12 protein-coding genes and 1 pseudogene are annotated in these 16,334 nt (G+C 62.7%); 8 read left to right on the top strand and 5 right to left on the bottom strand.

Annotated elements, in window-relative coordinates; genetic code table 11:
• Nucleotides 1–22: 22 nt before the first annotated feature.
• Complete coding sequence (locus O7A05_RS01160) at nt 23–1,642, bottom strand: GMC family oxidoreductase (RefSeq protein ID WP_337091117.1); 1,620 nt, start codon at nt 1,640–1,642, stop codon at nt 23–25.
• A 349-nt stretch (nt 1,643–1,991) separates the two neighbouring features.
• On the opposite strand from O7A05_RS01160, the gene O7A05_RS01155 reads away from it, so the two are divergent.
• The 5 genes from O7A05_RS01155 to O7A05_RS01135 are packed head-to-tail and all read left to right on the top strand — an operon-like array spanning nt 1,992 to nt 6,897.
• A complete protein-coding gene (locus tag O7A05_RS01155; RefSeq protein WP_337091116.1) occupies nt 1,992–3,266 on the top strand; it encodes a flavin-containing monooxygenase in 1,275 nt (424 codons plus the stop codon).
• A 35-nt stretch (nt 3,267–3,301) separates the two neighbouring features.
• Complete coding sequence (locus O7A05_RS01150) at nt 3,302–3,718, top strand: RidA family protein (RefSeq protein ID WP_201410929.1); 417 nt, start codon at nt 3,302–3,304, stop codon at nt 3,716–3,718.
• Nucleotides 3,719–3,723: 5 nt separating this feature from the next.
• Entirely contained in the window at nt 3,724–4,398 is a 675-nt protein-coding gene (locus O7A05_RS01145; RefSeq protein ID WP_337091115.1) for a DUF1028 domain-containing protein, read from the top strand.
• Nucleotides 4,399–4,420: 22 nt separating this feature from the next.
• Complete coding sequence (locus tag O7A05_RS01140; protein ID WP_337091114.1) at nt 4,421–5,911, top strand: aldehyde dehydrogenase; 1,491 nt, start codon at nt 4,421–4,423, stop codon at nt 5,909–5,911.
• Nucleotides 5,912–5,961: 50 nt separating this feature from the next.
• The gene (locus tag O7A05_RS01135) at nt 5,962–6,897 is read left to right on the top strand and encodes a LysR family transcriptional regulator (RefSeq protein ID WP_337091113.1); all 936 of its coding nucleotides are present in this window, start codon (nt 5,962–5,964) and stop codon (nt 6,895–6,897) included.
• Nucleotides 6,898–6,903: 6 nt separating this feature from the next.
• Here O7A05_RS01135 and argE read toward each other — a convergent pair whose 3' ends face one another.
• A complete protein-coding gene (argE, locus tag O7A05_RS01130; RefSeq protein ID WP_337091112.1) occupies nt 6,904–8,061 on the bottom strand; it encodes an acetylornithine deacetylase in 1,158 nt (385 codons plus the stop codon).
• A 209-nt stretch (nt 8,062–8,270) separates the two neighbouring features.
• On the opposite strand from argE, the gene O7A05_RS01125 reads away from it, so the two are divergent.
• Nucleotides 8,271–10,340 (top strand): oxidoreductase, encoded by a 2,070-nt coding sequence (locus tag O7A05_RS01125; protein ID WP_337091111.1) that lies wholly within the window; start codon nt 8,271–8,273, stop codon nt 10,338–10,340.
• A 1,310-nt stretch (nt 10,341–11,650) separates the two neighbouring features.
• Entirely contained in the window at nt 11,651–11,920 is a 270-nt protein-coding gene (locus O7A05_RS01120; protein ID WP_337091110.1) for a MurR/RpiR family transcriptional regulator, read from the top strand.
• A 257-nt stretch (nt 11,921–12,177) separates the two neighbouring features.
• Here the strand turns inward: O7A05_RS01120 and O7A05_RS01115 are convergent.
• Both O7A05_RS01115 and O7A05_RS01110 read right to left on the bottom strand, forming a co-directional pair.
• Nucleotides 12,178–12,443 (bottom strand): annotated as a pseudogene (locus tag O7A05_RS01115) (tyrosine-type recombinase/integrase); the annotation flags it as partial.
• Between the two features lie 53 nt (nt 12,444–12,496).
• Nucleotides 12,497–13,540: a class I SAM-dependent methyltransferase gene (locus O7A05_RS01110; RefSeq protein WP_415926937.1), complete on the bottom strand. Its 1,044-nt coding sequence runs from the start codon at nt 13,538–13,540 to the stop codon at nt 12,497–12,499.
• Nucleotides 13,541–13,840: 300 nt separating this feature from the next.
• Here O7A05_RS01110 and O7A05_RS01105 point away from each other — a divergent pair, with 300 nt between their 5' ends.
• A complete protein-coding gene (locus O7A05_RS01105; RefSeq protein ID WP_337091422.1) occupies nt 13,841–15,814 on the top strand; it encodes a putative bifunctional diguanylate cyclase/phosphodiesterase in 1,974 nt (657 codons plus the stop codon).
• Between the two features lie 182 nt (nt 15,815–15,996).
• On the opposite strand, the gene O7A05_RS01100 is transcribed toward O7A05_RS01105, so the two are convergent.
• A complete protein-coding gene (locus O7A05_RS01100) occupies nt 15,997–16,164 on the bottom strand; it encodes an EF-hand domain-containing protein (RefSeq protein WP_337091109.1) in 168 nt (55 codons plus the stop codon).
• Nucleotides 16,165–16,334: the final 170 nt, after the last annotated feature.

Genomic DNA, 16,334 nt, shown 5'->3' with positions numbered 1-16,334 from the left:
ATGTTGAAGGGTGAGACGGCCTCTACCTTTCGCCGTTGCGCGCCGGGCCGAGGATCATCTCCGAAGCCTTTTGCCCGATCATCATGCTTGGCGCGTTGGTGTTGCCGCCGATCAGCTTCGGCATGACGGAGGCATCGGCGACCCGGAGCCCATCCACGCCTCGCACCTTGAGTGTCGCCGGATCGACGACAGCCATGTCGTCCGTTCCCATCTTGCAGGTTCCGACCGGGTGATAGACGGTCAGCGCCTCGGCGCGCAGATAGGCCAGGATCTCGTCATCGGTTCGGACATCCTTGCCCGGCAGCATCTCCTGGCCGCGCACCGCGTCGAACTCGGACGAGGCAAAAATCCGGCGCGCGATCTTGATGCCCTCCACCAGCACCATGGCGTCGTCTTCATGCGTGAAGAAGCGGTGGTCGATCAGGACGTCGCGGCGAGAATTGTCGCGCGACAACCTGATCTCGCCCACGCTTTTCGGTCTGAGCACGCAAGTGTGAATGGCGTAGCCGTGGCCGTATTCGATCAGCCTGCCGCGATGGCTGCGATAACCCGGCACGAAATGGAACTGAATGTCGGGCAGGCCGTTCGCGTGCTTGGTCTTCGCAAAGCCACCGGCTTCGACATAGTTGGTGGTGAGCATGCCCTTGCGGCGGGCGAAATACTGGAAGGGTGCCGCCGCGATACGGGGCAGGTTGGCAAGGGACAGGCCGAGCGTCCTGGTGCTTCTGGACCGCACGGTGATCATGCCGTCGACATGGTCCTGCAGGTTCTTGCCGACGCCCGGCAGGTCGAGGACGGGCGTGATGCCGATCTGCTTGAGCTCGGCTGCCGGCCCGATGCCGGACGCCATCAGGATCTTGGGCGAGTTGATGGCGCCGGCCGAAAGCACGATCTCGCGGCTGGCCGAGAGCGTCTTCTGCTGGCCCTCGTGCCGCACGTGCATTCCCGTGGCGCGCCCTTCGGCGATGACAAGGTCGATCACCTCGCATTCGCTGAGCAGCGTCAGGTTCTTGCGATGAAGCCCCGGACGCATGAAGGCGCTGAAGCTGCTGAAGCGCTGTCCGCGATCCTGCGTGACGTTGTATATCCCGAGGCCGAACTGGCTTCCGGCATTGAAGTCGGTGTTGGCGGGCAGGCCGGCGCTTGCGCCAGCTTTCACGAACATGGCGGAAAGCTCGTTCGGATCACGCGGGTTGTCGACCAAAAGCTCGCCGTCGCTGCCGTGATAGCGCGGGTCCTGGGCAAGCAGGTTGCGCTCCAGTTTCCTGAACACCGGCAAAACGTCACCGTAAGCCCAGCCTGCGCAGCCGAGTCCGGCCCACTCGTCATAGTCTTCGGCGGCACCGCGGATATAGACCATCGAGTTGATCGAGCTCGATCCGCCCAGCGCCTTGCCGCGATTGACCGGAATGCTGCGGTTGTTGAGATGAGGCTGCGGCACGCCGACGAAACAATAATCGTAATTCGGGTTGCCGTAGAGCGACAGGATGCCCGCCGGTACCTTGACCCGCAGGCTGTTGTCGCTGCCGCCGGCCTCGATCAGGCACACTTTGACCGACGGATCGGCGCTCAGCCGATTGGCCACCACGCAACCGGCCGAGCCGGCGCCGACGACGATATAGTCAAAGCTTTCAGTCTTCATGCCCAGCCCTCGAGAATGCCGGCGCTCGAGGCATGGCAGAACAGGCCGCCGCGAAGGCGATCCTCGTTCCGGAACCAGTTCCGCGCGGACACATGTCCGGCTTCGCTCGCCTGCAGCGCTGTCGATCCGACCGCTGGAACTCTAGGTGCGTCTATCGGTGCGAGAAATTCGGAAATGGTTACGCGTGACTTCGGAGATTCGTTATGGGCGCCCGCTGGCACGTGCTGCTACTTGTGAGCGCCAGCAGAGAAGCGGTCGGATGAAGCAGCCTGGCTGCATCCACCAACTGCCCGAGATCGTTTTCATCCCGCGCGGCGGAAGCTGTCGGATGGTCAGAAGAGGACTGAGCATGTCGGTTGAGAAGGTAGACACGCTCGTCGTCGGCGGCGGCCAGGCCGGGGTGGCCATGAGCGAGCATCTGAGCAAATGCGGGGTGCCTCATCTTGTGCTTGAGCGCGGCCGGATCGCCGAGCGCTGGCGCTCGCAGCGATGGGACTCCCTGGTCGCCAATGGCCCGGCCTGGCATGACCGGTTTCCGGGCATGGAGTTTCCGGTGACGGGTCCCGACGGTTTTCCTCCCAAGGAGGAGGTCGCCGACTATTTCGTCGCCTATGCAAAGCAGATCAATGCGCCGATCCGCTGCGGCGCGGAGGTCAAGCTCGTGCAAAGGAATGTCGGCCGTCCGGGATTTCGCGTCGAGACCTCGGATGGGGTGATCGAAGCCAACAGCGTCGTGGCCGCGACCGGGCCTTTCCAGGTCCCCGTCATCCCGCCACTCGTTCCTGACGATGCCGGCGTTCTGCAAATCCACTCCAGCGCCTACCGCAACCCGGCGCAATTGCCGAAGGGCGCGGTGCTGGTGGTCGGGGCCGGATCCTCGGGCGTGCAGATTGCCGATGAGTTGCAGCGCTCAGGCAGGCGCGTCTATCTCTCGGTCGGCCCGCATGATCGGCCGCCGCGCGCCTATCGCGGACGCGACTTCTGCTGGTGGCTGGGCGTGCTCGGCAAATGGGACCTCGAGACCCCGGGGCCCGGCACGGAGCATGTCACGATCGCGGTGAGCGGCGCGCGCGGCGGCGAAACGATCGATTTCCGCCGCCTGGCCGCGCAGGGGCTTACGCTGGTCGGCATGACAAAGACGTACCAGAACGGCGTGATGACCTTCGCGCCGGATCTTGCGAAGAATATCGCCCGGGGCGATGCCAGCCTGATGTCGCTGCTGGACGAAGCCGACGCCTATGTCGCGCGCAATGGTCTCGACCTTCCGGAAGAGCCCACCGCCCGCCGGATCGATCCGGATCCGGACTGCGTGACCAATCCAATAAGCGAGCTCGATCTTGCCGAAACAGGGGTAGCGACGATCATCTGGGCGACCGGCTTCGCCGTCGACTACAGCTGGCTGAAGGTCGACGCTTTCGACGAGAGGGGCCGGCCAAGGCATCAGCGCGGCGTCTCGACCGAGCCCGGGATCTATTTCTTGGGGCTGCCCTGGCAGTCGCGCAGAGGATCGAGCTTCATCTGGGGCGTCTGGCACGATGCCAAGCACGTGGCCGACCGTATTTCAACGCAGCGCAAATATCTAGCCTACCACGCCGCCGCGACGCGCCAGCCCGTGGACGCCTGACCAAAGCTGCGAGCCGATCCCTCATGGAGACCAAGATGGCGCATACGCGAATTCGCAAATTCAACACCAAGGACACCTATCCCGAGCAGAAGCTCGACAACGACCTCTGCCAGGCCGTCGTCACGCGCGGCGGCAGGACCGTCTATCTGCGCGGGCAATGTCCGCAGGATCTCGACACGGCCAAGAACATCGACAGCCACGATCCGGTCGAGCAGACCCATAAGGTCATGCAGAATATCAGGCAGCTCATCGAGGAATGCGGCGGCACGATGGAGCATCTGGTGAAGGTGGTTGTCTACATCACCGATGTCCGCCACCGCGAGGCCGTCTACCGGACGATGGGCGAATACATCAAGGGCGTCCACCCGGTTTCGACCGGGCTGGTCGTGTCGGCGCTCGCGCGGCCGGAATGGCTGGTCGAGATCGACGGCACCGCCGTCATTCCGGACTAAGCACCATGACCTTCTCCATCGTCGCGCGCTGCAGGCGCACAGGCATGTTCGGGGTCGCGGTCTCTTCGTCCTCACCTGCCGTCGCGGCTCGTTGCGCCTACGCGCAGGCGGGCGTCGGCGCGGTCGCCAGCCAGAACGTCACCGACCCGACGCTCGGGCCACGGGCGCTGGAGCTGATGGCGCGCGGCGCCTCCGCCACTGAGGCCGTCGCGATCATCAAGCGCACGGGCCCCTTCAGTGAGTACCGTCAGGTGCTAGCGGTCGACGCGGCTGGCGGCAGCGCAATCCATTCGGGACCGAAAGCGCTCGGCATCTGGGCCGAGGCGCGCGGCGAGGACGTTGCCTGCGGCGGCAACCTGCTCGCGAACGCCGGCGTTCCGCAAGCCATGGTCGACGCCTTCCTTGCCTCCGAAGGCGACCTCGGGGACCGGCTGATCGCCACGATGCGTGCCGCGCTGAAATCCGGCGGTGAGGCAGGGCCCGTCCGCTCCGCCGGCATGAAGCTGGTGCGCGATGTCTCCTGGCCTGTCGCCGACTTGCGCTGCGACTGGACCGAGGACTGTCCGATCGAACAGTTGGCGGGGCTGTGGGAGATCTACAAGCCCCAACTCGACGCCTATGTCACCCGTGCCCTCAACCCGTCCGATGCGCCGAGCTACGGCGTTCCCGGTGACGAATAGTCCGATCGGTTCTGAAACCAGGATGGGCGAACTCAGCCACAAGGAATGGGTCGGCAAGGCGTCCGCGATCCGTTTTCGCGACAAGGCGTTCATCGACGGCAAGGCGGTGCCCGCGCGCTCCGGCCGGACCTTCGCCAGCATCAATCCGGCCACGGGAGCGACGCTCGCCGAGGTCGCCTCCTGCGGTGAAGAGGATATCGATCTCGCGGTCGCCGCTGCGCGACGCAGCTTCGAGGCCGGCGTCTGGTCGCGAACGGCCCCCGCGCATCGCAAGCAGGTGCTGCTGCGGCTGGCGGAATTGCTGCGTGAGAACCTGTCGGAGCTCGCGCTGCTGGAATCGCTGGATATGGGCAAGCTGGTCAAGGATGCCGCCACCATAGACGTGCCGGGCGCTGCGGCGATCTTTCAGTGGTATGGCGAGGCGATCGACAAGGTCTATGACGAGGTAGCGCCGACGGGGCAAGGCGATCTCGCTTTGGTGCGGCGCGAGCCGCTTGGCGTGGTGGGCGCGGTCGTGCCGTGGAATTTCCCGCTCGACATGGCGACCTGGAAATGCGCGCCGGCGCTGGCGGCGGGCAATTCGGTGGTGCTGAAGCCGGCCGAGCAATCGCCTTTCTCGGCGCTCAGGCTGGCCGAGCTCGCCATGGAGGCGGGCCTGCCCGCCGGCGTGCTCAATGTGGTGCCGGGCCTCGGCGAGACCGCCGGCCAGGCGCTTGGCCGGCATATGGATGTCGATTGCCTCGCCTTCACCGGATCGACCGCCGTCGGCAAGCTGTTCCTGCAATATTCCGGCCAGTCGAACATGAAGCAGGTCTGGCTGGAGACCGGCGGCAAGAGTCCCAATCTGGTGTTCGCGGACTGCGGCGATCTGGATGCGGCGGCCGACATGGCCGCCTTCGGCATCTTCTTCAACCAGGGCCAGGTCTGCTCGGCCAATTCCCGGCTGCTGGTGGAGCGCGGCATCAAGGATGCGCTGGTCGAGAAGCTAGCGGAGCGCGCGGCGGCGACGCAACCCGGCGACCCTCTCGACCCGGCATCCAGGATGGGCGCGATGGTGGATGCGCGGCACGCCGCTACGGTGATGCGCTTCATCGATGGCGGCAGGCAGTCGGCACGGCTGGTCACCGGCGGCGGCCGGATCTCGGTCGACGGGCGCGGCAGCTTCGTGCAGCCGACGATCTTCGACAATGTCTCGCCAGAGGATCCGCTCGCACGCGACGAAATTTTCGGTCCGGTGCTGTCGGTCATCGCCTTCGATAGCGAAGAGGAGGCGCTCCGGATTGCCAATGACAGCGTCTACGGCCTTGCGGCATCGCTTTGGACCGACAGCCTGTCGCGGGCACACCGCATCGCGGAAAGACTGCGGGTGGGCACGGTGTCGGTGAACACCGTCGATGCGCTGAGCCCGATGATGCCCTTCGGCGGCTTCAAGCAGTCCGGCTTCGGGCGCGACCTCTCGCTGCACGCGCTCGACAAATACACCGCGCTGAAGACCACCTGGATCAGGTATTGAGGAGCGGCCGCGACTTGATTGCAGCGTCCAAACGGGCATCATAGAAGCCCATGCCGCTCCGTTTCACGCTCAGACAGCTCGAATATTTCGTCGCCGTTGGCGAGGCCGGCTCGATCGCCAAGGCGGCCGAGCAAGTCAATGTTTCGCCGCCGTCGATCTCGGCTTCGATCGCCCAGCTCGAGGCGGAGTTCGGCGTCCAGCTCTTCGTGCGCAAGCACTCGCACGCGCTTGCCCTGACGGCGGGCGGGCGCCTGTTGCTCAAGGAAGCCGCGCGGCTGCTCAACGATGCCGATGCGCTGCACGACATTGCCGGCGATATCGCTGAAAAGGTGCGCGGACCGTTGGCGATCGGCTGCCTGCTCACTTTCGCGCAGATCGTGCTGCCGGCGTTGCGCCGGAAGTTCGAGGATGCCTATCCGGATGTGCGCGTCCGGCAGTTCGAGCGCAACCAGGGGCAGTTGTTCGAGATGCTGCAGCGCGGCGAGATAGATGCCGCGCTGACATACGATCTCGAACTGTCGCAGGACATGACATTCGAGCCGCTGATGCAGCTGCCGGCCTATGTGATGCTGCCGGCCGCGCATCGCCTGGCGGGGAGGGCGGGCATCACGCCAGAGGAACTGGTCGACGAACCGATGGTACTGCTCGATCTGCCCTACAGCCGGGAATATTTCCTGTCGGCCTTTCAGCCCAAGGGCCTGCGGCCAAAGATCGCCGAGCGCACCGGCGACATCGCCGTGATGCGCTCGATGGTCGCCAATGGCTTCGGCTACGGCATAGCCAACATGCGGCCGCTCAACACCATGTCGCCGGACGGCAAGCTGCTGGTATTCGTGCCCTTGCTGGGAGACATCAGGCCGCTGACCATGGGAATTGCGCTGCCGAACGCCGAGCATCGCACGCTGACGGTGCAGGCCTTCATCGACCACTGCCGCCGCTTCGTCGTCGAGCAAGGCGTCTTCGGCACCGAACGCATTGTCAAATGAGGAGGGTCACGGCCAGCCGTCGGTGAGCCGCGACAGCAGCCTCTCCAGCATCTCGTCGCAACGCCGCAGCTGTTCGACGCTGACGAATTCGTCCGGCTTGTGCCCCTGCGCCATCGAGCCCGGTCCGCAGACGACGGCCGGCGTGCCGAGATCGCGGCTGAACAATCCACCTTCCGTGCCGAACGCGACCTTCACGGTATCGTTGGCGCCGGTCAGCGATTTGACGAAGGCGACCGCTTCCGAAGCGACCGGCGTGTCGAGGCCCGGATAGGTGTTGGTGATTTCGATGTCGATCGCGGCCTCGGGTGCGGTCGAAGCGGCGTCGGCTGCAATGCGCGCCGCGGCGCCGCGAAGCCTGTCGAGAATGCCGGCGGCATCGTCGGCGGCGATGTTGCGGATCTCGAAATCGACCTGGCAGAGATTGGGCACGATGTTGAGCGCCACGCCGGCATTGATCTTGCCCACATGCACGGTCGTGTAGGGGATGTCGTAGTCGCCATCGCGAGCGCCTTCGCGGGCCAACCGGTCCTGCTCGTCGCGTAGCGCTCGCACGAAATCGCAGCCGAGATGGATGGCGTTTAGCGCCAGCGGGGCGAGCGCGGAATGGCCTTCGCGTCCTCTGCAAACGGCGCGTGCCGCAAGCTTGCCCTTGTGCCCCGTCGCCACCTGCATGTTGGTCGGCTCGCCGACGATGCACAGCAACGGGCGTTGCGGCGCAGCACTCAGCATTTCGATCAGGTCGCGCACGCCGAGGCAGCCGACTTCCTCGTCGTAGGAGAGCGCCAGATGCAAGGGCGTGCGAAGCGTCATCTTCGAGGCCTTGAGACATGCCGCGAGAGCTGAGGCCACGTAGCCCTTCATGTCCGCCGCGCCGCGCCCGTAAAGCTTGCCGTCACGCGCGGTCATGGCGAATGGCGGCAGCGTCCAGTTCTGGCCGTCGACGGGAACGACGTCCGAGTGACCGGAGAGCATGATGCCAGGCTTGTCGGCCGGTCCGATCGTGGCGAAAAGGTTGGCCTTGTGCCCGTCCGGACTGTGGATGATCTGGGAGGCTATGCCGTTTGCTTGAAGCAGGTCTGCCACATAGCCGATGAGGTCGAGGTTCGAGTCGCGGCTCACCGTCGGGAAGGCGATCAGCTTTTCGAGGATTCTGATGCTGTCCATGTATCTTGTCCCGTCGGGCGCAATCGGCTGTTTACATCGCGCCGCGGCGGTCCTGAAGTCGCATTTGGCTCAGCCTCGCTTCACCTGAGGCTAATCCATGCAAGGGCGATTAGGCGCGTCCTAATCCGCACAGAAGAATTCCGTAGTTTTCCCGCGCACGCGCCAACTTATGGGTAATCTCCAGAGCAGCCGGAATGAAGGAAGGTACTATGCGCGACCCACGCTACGACATTCTGTTTGAGCCGATGAAGATCGGTCCGGTGACCGCCAAGAACCGCTTCTACCAGGTTCCGCATTGCAATGGCGGCGGCTATCGGGATCCGTCGGCCGCGGCCGAGATGCGCCGCATGAAGTCCGAAGGCGGATGGGGCGTCATCTTCACCGAGCAGACAGAGATGCACCACACCTCCGAGATCACGCCTTTCATCGAGCTCAGGCTGTGGGACGACGCCGACATTCCGGCCCTGGCCAAGATGGCAAAAGCCATGCACGAATATGGCGCGCTGGCCGGCGTCCAGCTTGCCTATTCCGGCATCAACGGTCCCAACCTCTACACCAAGGAGGTGCCGCGCGGGCCGTCGGCCTTGCCGATCCGCACCTTCACCAACGATCCGGTTCAGGCGCGCGCCATGGACAAGCAGGATATCCGCGACCTGCGCCGTTGGCACCGCAATGCCTTCAAGCGCGCAAGGCAGGCGGGGTTCGACCTGGTGTGCCTCTACGGGGCGCACGGCTTCGGCATCATCCAGCATTTCCTGTCGACCGCCACGAACCAGCGCAGCGACGAATACGGCGGCTCGCTGGAAAACCGATCGCGACTGATGCGCGAGCTGATCGAGGAAGGGCGCGACGCGATCGGCGACACGTGCGGCCTGACGCTCAGGCTGTCGCTGGACGAGATGATCGGCGAGCTCGGCTTCGCCAATTCGGAACTGCGCGACATGATCGAGATGCATGCAGAGCTGCCCGATTTGTGGGATCTCGCCCATGGCGCCTGGGAGGACTGCTCGGGGCCGTCGCGCTTCAAGGAAGAGGCGGCGCAGGAAAGCCTGGTCTCCGGCATCAAGACGCTGACCTCGAAGCCGGTCGTCGGTGTCGGCCGCTTTACCTCGCCGGACGTGATGGTCAGGATGATCAGATCGGGCACGCTCGACTTCATCGGCTGCGCGCGCCCGTCGATCGCGGATCCGTTCCTGCCGCGGAAGGTCGAGCAGGGCCGCATCGAGGACATCCGCGAATGCATCGGCTGCAACATCTGCATCACCGGCGACATGACCATGTCGATCTCGCGCTGCACGCAGAACCCCACCTTCATGGAGGAATGGCGCAAGGGCTGGCATCCGGAGCGCATGCAGGCCAAGGGCGATAGTGACAGCGTGCTGATCGTCGGCGCCGGGCCGGCCGGACTGGAGGCCGCCCGCGCGCTCGGCCTGCGCGGCTACCAGGTGGCGATAGCGGAAGCCGGCACCGCGCTTGGCGGGCGCGTGGCGCGCGAATGCCTGCTTCCGGGTCTCTCGGCCTGGGGCAGGGTGCGCGACTATCGCCAGTATCAACTCAGCCAGATGCCGAATGTCGACATCTATTTCGAAAGCCGGCTGTCGGCGGACGACATCCTGTCCTTCGGCTTCCAGAACGTTGCCATCGCCACCGGATCGACATGGCGGCGCGACGGCGTCGCACGCGCACATGTCGTGCCGATGCCGATCGACGCCGCCATGCCGGTCTACACGCCCGACGATCTGATGGACGGCAAGGTGCCCTCCGGCAATGTCGTGCTGTTCGACGACGACCATTATTACATGGGCGGCGCCCTTGCCGAGCTGATGGCGCGCCAGGGAAGGAAGGTGACGCTGGTGACGCCGTCGGCCTATGTCTCGGACTGGACCCGCAACACGCTGGAGCAGGGCGCCATCCACCGCCGACTGGCGGAGCTGGGGATAGATATCGTCCTCAACAGGACCATCACGACCATCGCGTCAGGCGGCGTCGTGACGGCCTGCGTCTATACCGGCGCGCGGCAGGAGGTGGCGGCCGACGCCGTCGTCCTGGTCACGTCGCGCGATCAGGACGATGCCGTTTGGCGCGAGCTCAAAGCGCGGGAGAACGAGTGGACCGACAACGGCATCCGCTCGATCAAGGTCATCGGCGATGCGGAAGCGCCGGGGCCGATCGCCTGGGCAACCTATGCCGGCCACCGCTTCGCCCGCGAGCTGGACGAACCCGATATCGGTGACGCGCTGCCTTTCCGGCGTGAGGTGACGGCGGTGGCGGCGCAATAGGATAGAAGAGGGGAGCCGCAACCTCCCTTCCACTCTATTCTGCCCGCAAGCGGAGCGCATACTTCCAGCAGGTATCGTCAAATAGAATGCTGCCGCCCCACAGGCAGGGAGAGCTTCGCGTTGACGAGCCCGATTGCATCTTCGCGGTGGCGACCTCTCCCGCCGACGGCCGCTTCAGCTAGAACTTGGATTGTAGGGGCACGAAGCGTGACGTGCCTGCGCCCTATCCTGTTGATCCGACCGAGACTTCCGCAGCGTTGCCAATCTCCGCCGCGTGGTGCGAGAGAAGCCGCAACGCCTCTGATGCGTCCTCCTCGGTCAGTTTGCTTGCCGCGCGGCGCAGGCCCGGGCCGCGCCGAAATTCCGCTGATCTGACGAAGCGCGGCGAAGCTATCATTGTCGCAGGCTGCATTGGCTTTGCGCTGCTGACGGTTCTCCTGTCGCGAAGCGGCGAGGTGCTTCCTGTCGTCATTGCCGTCGGGACCGTTGCGGCCTGCCCGCCGGTGCGATCATGAGCCTTCCTGCGCGCGTGCTCGAGCCAAAAACGCGGGCGATCGGAATGGGACTTCTATGCCGGAGGCCCGGTTGGATCCGCGATCGGCGGAAAGCTTTCCACATCACTCGGCTCCGCGAGCGTCGCGCTCGACTTCGGCGCCGTCCTACTCCTGGTTTGCCGGCCATTCTGCGGGTATTCTACCGTATCGTTGCTGGCCAAAATCGGCCGGCTATTCCATCGATGTAAAACGAGCAAGCAAACCTTAGATGATATCTCGGGACATGGTGTCCTGCGTAGCGCGGGTTATCCACGCTTTACTTTAGGTCTGACTGTGGAAGCCAACCTTCCTTGCTGCTTCTCTCGTCAGTGGCGGCCATCTCAACGAGTTTCCGGACGGTGTCCGGTCGGCCACATGCGTTGGCGCCAGCACATCACGCCGGCAGTCCTGCACTATTTGTCGCAGCGACGTACCTTCTATAGCAAGACCGCGCTGCATTGAGCGCGGCGAAAACACAAAATCGGAAGCGATACACGCGACGGTGATGGCCTGATAGCCGAGATGGAGCATGACGGGGGAGTGAACTTTATCGCTTAGCGATTTCACCTGCGCTCCCTCTGTTATGTCGGCGATGTGGCCCTCGAGACCCAGGCTATGAGCATACCGTTCCGATCGGAGATGCCGAGTTCGACAGCTTCATGCAAGCGGCCAAACGGTGAAACGATGCCTTTTGAGCTACCCACGTCATCACCAGCAGGCGCCAAGCAGCCGGTAGTACGAAGCAACAAAGCGCCAACTCTCGCCGAGCTCAAAACTATGATCGCAAAGAAGGAGCTGATACTTCCGGCGAAATTGGAGTCAGCGGCTCGCCTGATGTTCTCGAATCCGGACGACGTCGCCTTCGAGAATTCGGTCTCGATCTCACGCCGCTGCAACGTATCAACGACGACGTTATCTCGCCTCGCTCCGCGCCTCGGCTTCAGCTCCTTCAAAGAAATGCAGAATTGCTTTCGCAATGATATCCTTGATCGAAAGGGCAGCGGAAACCGAGCTAACAAAGCAACTGCATCGATCGCCAGACCCTGAACTGCGTTTTACTAGCCGGCGACGTCAGGTGGGCTTTCTAGAAGCCGACGGTCCGCTTCCGGCCATTCCAGAAATTGGGCGGGCTCATACGGAGGGATACGGGAAGCTTCGGAGTTTTGGCCCACAAAAAAATTGGTAAAATCGACGATTTCAGTACGCCCTCCGGGCCCACCATTGTCATTATTTATCAATGGCTTACGGGCAGGTTCGCCAACAGGTTCGCCAAAAGGTTCGCCAAGCATGGGCTTGCGCGTCACCAGACGCACGACTCGGTCCATCCCTGGACCGCCAGCCGAACCTGCGATGCCTCGCGCGAATAGAGTTCGGGATGATCGATGTCGTCGTGACCGAGCACATCCATGAGCTGTCTGGTTGAGGCCTCTGCCTCGGCGAGATAAACGCCAAGCGACTTTCTCAGTCCGTGCAGCGTCAGCCCTTTCGGAAGCCCGGCGAGCTTGCACCGGTGAGCCATGGTCCCGGTCAGGGATTTTGCGGAGAAGGGCTGGCCATAAGACGTGACCAACCCTGACGCCGGTTCGCCGAAAATCGTTTTCGCCCGCCGCCGGCGTTCGCCGGCTATCCTCGCTTTCCGATGAGGCCGTAAAGCACGTTGCGGTTCTCGCCGAAGAACACTTGCGCCTCGACCGTGTTGCGATCGACGCTCGCATTGATGATGTTCCACATATCGGCCTCAGATCGCAGCAGCAGCACCCAGTCCATAAACGTTTCGCGGTATCCGGCGTCGGGATTGCCCTCGGCGTAGTTCGCGAACAGGAACGTGCCCCCGGGCTTCAGCATCTGCATGCAGTGTTTCGTGAGTTTCACTGCGACGTTGTCCGCAAGATAGTCGTAAAGGCCCGAGGCATAGATAAGATCGAACTTGCCGAGTTTATGGCCCCTAGCGAGCACAGTCCGCACCGAACCGTCGACGGCCTCGACCGCTGTGCCTTGGAATTCGCGCGCGATCAGACCGACGCTCAGCGGATCCTGATCGAGTGCAACCCAGCGTTTAATACGCCCTTCCGCCAGCGCTGCGGAACGATTGGCCTCCCGCAAATGGCCGGCAGCTATCGCCAGAACCTCGGTTTCCGACCCGTTTCTGGCCGCGGTCTCGTCGACATAGCGGGTCAGAAGATCGCGCCGCTCCCGTGCTGCGATGCATGACGGGACATTCTTGGTATGGCTGTAGAGCGCCGTGCCGATTTCCGAGGCGTTCGCCACGCTATCGGCCACATGAGGGTCGCAATAGATGTAATCGAGCAGCTGCGCGTCGCCGGAATAACCCCTGGGCTTCGTGAAAGACCAGCGCGTCAGCGGGTCTTCGAGAAAATAATCCAGGATTGGATGGTTCTGCGCCACCGGTATTAATGCTTGCCAGACATCGGGGTGAAGCCTGGATCGCAGCGCGTTGAGCGTCGACAGCAGGCGGCGAACGGTCTCGGCCGGGTTCTTCCCTTGTTCGATCTGCTGGCTGGTCGCGTGCAGGATGAGCGCAAGCTCGGCGCGTGCGGTTTCAAATGCTTCGCCATGATGTTCTGGTTTTCGATGTCGATTGCCAGCGATCATCTCGGCTGTAATCAGGCTTTGGCCATCAAAGACGGTTTGCACGCGCTGCTCCATAGTTAACAGACAGTTAACTTATTGCGTAGAATGCTCCCTTTGCCAATGTCGGGCCGGACGCATTTTACCGGTATGATTAATTTCCTGTTAACCATTTCGGATATTTGAGCGTCTCGCGGCTGGGATTCCGGGTTCCAGTTAACGCAAACTTGTCCTGCACCAGTGTTTTTGATTGTGTGGCAAACCGGGTCCCAAGGAGTCGACGCGCGTGGGGCAGAAGCTGGAATGGATCCCGCAACGCAAGACCCCGTTCAGCCGGGGTTTGCTGTGAACTACCGCGTCTCCTCCGCATTGGCCGATATGGCGCATGTGGAACCGTACGAACCGCGCTACGAGCCGGGGCCCGACGAGCTTCGCGTCCTTTATCGTGCGGAAGCCCAGGCGAAACGAAGAACGGAAGCCAGGCCTGGGCTATGGATGGCGGTTGCCATTTATCTGATGTTTTCGGCAACGGATCTGCTGCTGATACCGGATGTGGCGGCTTATACGATCATCGCTCGCTTCTTCGTCGGCATAACCGCGCTGCTGATTTTAGAAGAACAGCTTCGCCGTGGCGTCGCGACGGAATGGCTCGATTTGACTTGCGCCGGAGCCATCATCTTCGGCTATATCGGGTGGCTTTGCCCGGCCTTTACCGGCGCCGACAAGGAAAGCGTTGCGTACTACATGGTGTTCGGCACGATTTTCATGATGAGTGCCAATCTTTTCTTCACGTTTAGTTTTAAGTTATCGATAGTAACGTCAACAATAATAATGTTCATACTGTATGTGGTAAATTATTTTTTACCGGCCACATTAACCTACAAGATGGTGTTTGGGACTTTCTACGTGTCGTGCTTTACGTTCACGTCATATGTGAACTGGAAGCTGAACGGGGAGCGTTACAACGTCTTCCTGAACGCCCTGGAAGCCAAAATTCAGCACAGGGAGGCCACAGAGCGCGGCAAGGCCCTGCTGCGGCTATCGCGGACGGATCCGCTTACGGGGCTGGAGAACAGGCGGGCGATCGATGAGAAGCTGCGCGAATACTGGAGCGACTGGCAACGGCTCGGCAACGGTTTCGCGGCCATCCTTATAGACGTGGATTTCTTCAAGAAATTCAACGACTGCTATGGCCATCAGGAAGGCGACCGTTGCTTGATCCATGTCGCCAATGCCCTTAGCGATCTCATCAAGCAATATGACGGTTCGATCGGGCGCTACGGCGGCGAGGAATTCATCGTCCTGACCCGCATGGACAAGAAGGAGCGGGTCGCGGAGCTTGCGGAAGCCATTTGCCTCACAGTGGAGAGCCTGGCTCTTACCCACGAGCTGCGGCGTGACGGCATCTCGGTCGTCACGGCGAGCGTCGGCGCCGCCTTGACCAGAGTGCAGGCTGGCGCCAAGCTGGAGAAGATCATTCACGAGGCCGATCGCGCGCTCTACCTGGCAAAAGCCGGCGGCAGGAACTGCGCCCGGCTGTTCGATCCGACCGATCCCCAGAGCAGCGACGAGAGCGAGAACATCGCGGCTTTGCTGAAAATCGCGATCGGCCAGAATCTCGTCTCGCTCGTTTACCAGCCCATCCAGGATGTCGCCTCGGGCAAGGTCGACGCCGCCGAGGCTTTGATGCGCCTCAAGATGCTGGACGGCACTTTGGTTCCGCCAAGCCTGTTCATTCCCGTGGCGGAAAGAACCGGCGCCATCCTGGAACTCGGGCGCTGGGTGATAAGGTCGGTCTGCGCCGAGCTCCTGGCGGACGACCACATCGGCGTCGTCAGCGTCAACGTCTCGCCGATCCAGCTCAAGACGCCCGGTTTCGCAACGTCCGTCGCCGGCATATTGGGCGAGACCGGTGTTGCCGGCAGCAGGCTGGCCTTCGAAATTACCGAAGGCCTCGAGATGGAGATGCATTCGGACGTTCTGCGCTGCATCAGTGACCTGAAAGTGCTGGGGATCAATATATGGCTTGATGATTTCGGGACGGGCTTCGCAGGCCTTTCGTGGCTTCGTCTCATCGATTTCGATACGGTCAAAATCGACCGCTCTTTCCTTCACGCCTGCGGCACCCAGAAGGGCATGGCGATGCTCCAGGACATCGTCGCCTTGGTCCGAAATCGCGGCCCCAAAATCCTGGTCGAGGGGGTGGAAACCGACGAGCAGATGGCGCTCATGCGCGAGTTCGGCATCGATAAGGTCCAAGGTTACCGTGTCGGCCGCCCTGCCGCCGCCGGAAGCTTCCAGGCAAAACGGACCACCCAGAAACGCGCATTTACCGTGCTAAAGTCCGCATGACTAAGCAGGCGGCGGCGTTCAGGGTAGGAAGGGGCTGTTTCGGCGTCAAGAATCGCCGATCGAGACTCCGCCGCTTCTATTGTGCTGCGCCGGACTGCCGATGTCGCTTGATCTCGACGACTCTCAGAGCCGGCGTCAGCGCGTGATATCGGGATGACCGCTAGACCTCGCTGGGAGATCTATTACTGCATGTCTTCACGGCCAGAGCCGTGCAAGAAGGACTGGATCTCATCCATGTCGATGTTCCCGTCGCCATTCTGGTCGATTGCAGAGAAGATCCGCCCGACAGCGTCCTGAACCTCGTTCTCGGACAATGATCCGTCGCCATTCGTGTCCAAAAGCGCAAACATCAGTCGCATTCCGGCACCGCGCATCTGAAGGAGCGGCGGCCGACGCCAGAGGAGTTCCGGACGCTCCCGCTCAGCGTGTCGGGCACGGTGCGCCTGACACCCTGCTTTCGCCGCCGGGCGGCGATGCTGTCGCCCCTCTCCATTTTGATGACCCTGGGTCAAGTGCCGCT

The organism is Mesorhizobium argentiipisi (SeqCode), assembly GCF_037179585.1.
GTDB classification, from domain to species: Bacteria; Pseudomonadota; Alphaproteobacteria; order Rhizobiales; family Rhizobiaceae; genus Mesorhizobium; species Mesorhizobium argentiipisi.
Note: the sequence above shows the minus strand (reverse complement) of the source record. Positions and strands in the feature narration are given on the sequence as shown.

Excerpts from the sequence above, each read along its gene's own strand:
- O7A05_RS01160 (WP_337091117.1), bottom strand. The coding sequence starts at position 1,642 with ATGAAGACTGAAAGCTTTGACTATATCGTCGTCGGCGCCGGCTCGGCC.
- O7A05_RS01155 (WP_337091116.1), top strand. The coding sequence starts at position 1,992 with ATGTCGGTTGAGAAGGTAGACACGCTCGTCGTCGGCGGCGGCCAGGCC.
- O7A05_RS01150 (WP_201410929.1), top strand. The coding sequence starts at position 3,302 with ATGGCGCATACGCGAATTCGCAAATTCAACACCAAGGACACCTATCCC.
- O7A05_RS01145 (WP_337091115.1), top strand. The coding sequence starts at position 3,724 with ATGACCTTCTCCATCGTCGCGCGCTGCAGGCGCACAGGCATGTTCGGG.
- O7A05_RS01140 (WP_337091114.1), top strand. The coding sequence starts at position 4,421 with ATGGGCGAACTCAGCCACAAGGAATGGGTCGGCAAGGCGTCCGCGATC.
- O7A05_RS01135 (WP_337091113.1), top strand. The coding sequence starts at position 5,962 with ATGCCGCTCCGTTTCACGCTCAGACAGCTCGAATATTTCGTCGCCGTT.
- argE (WP_337091112.1), bottom strand. The coding sequence starts at position 8,061 with ATGGACAGCATCAGAATCCTCGAAAAGCTGATCGCCTTCCCGACGGTG.
- O7A05_RS01125 (WP_337091111.1), top strand. The coding sequence starts at position 8,271 with ATGCGCGACCCACGCTACGACATTCTGTTTGAGCCGATGAAGATCGGT.
- O7A05_RS01120 (WP_337091110.1), top strand. The coding sequence starts at position 11,651 with ATGATCGCAAAGAAGGAGCTGATACTTCCGGCGAAATTGGAGTCAGCG.
- O7A05_RS01110 (WP_415926937.1), bottom strand. The coding sequence starts at position 13,540 with ATGGAGCAGCGCGTGCAAACCGTCTTTGATGGCCAAAGCCTGATTACA.
- O7A05_RS01105 (WP_337091422.1), top strand. The coding sequence starts at position 13,841 with ATGGCGCATGTGGAACCGTACGAACCGCGCTACGAGCCGGGGCCCGAC.
- O7A05_RS01100 (WP_337091109.1), bottom strand. The coding sequence starts at position 16,164 with ATGTTTGCGCTTTTGGACACGAATGGCGACGGATCATTGTCCGAGAAC.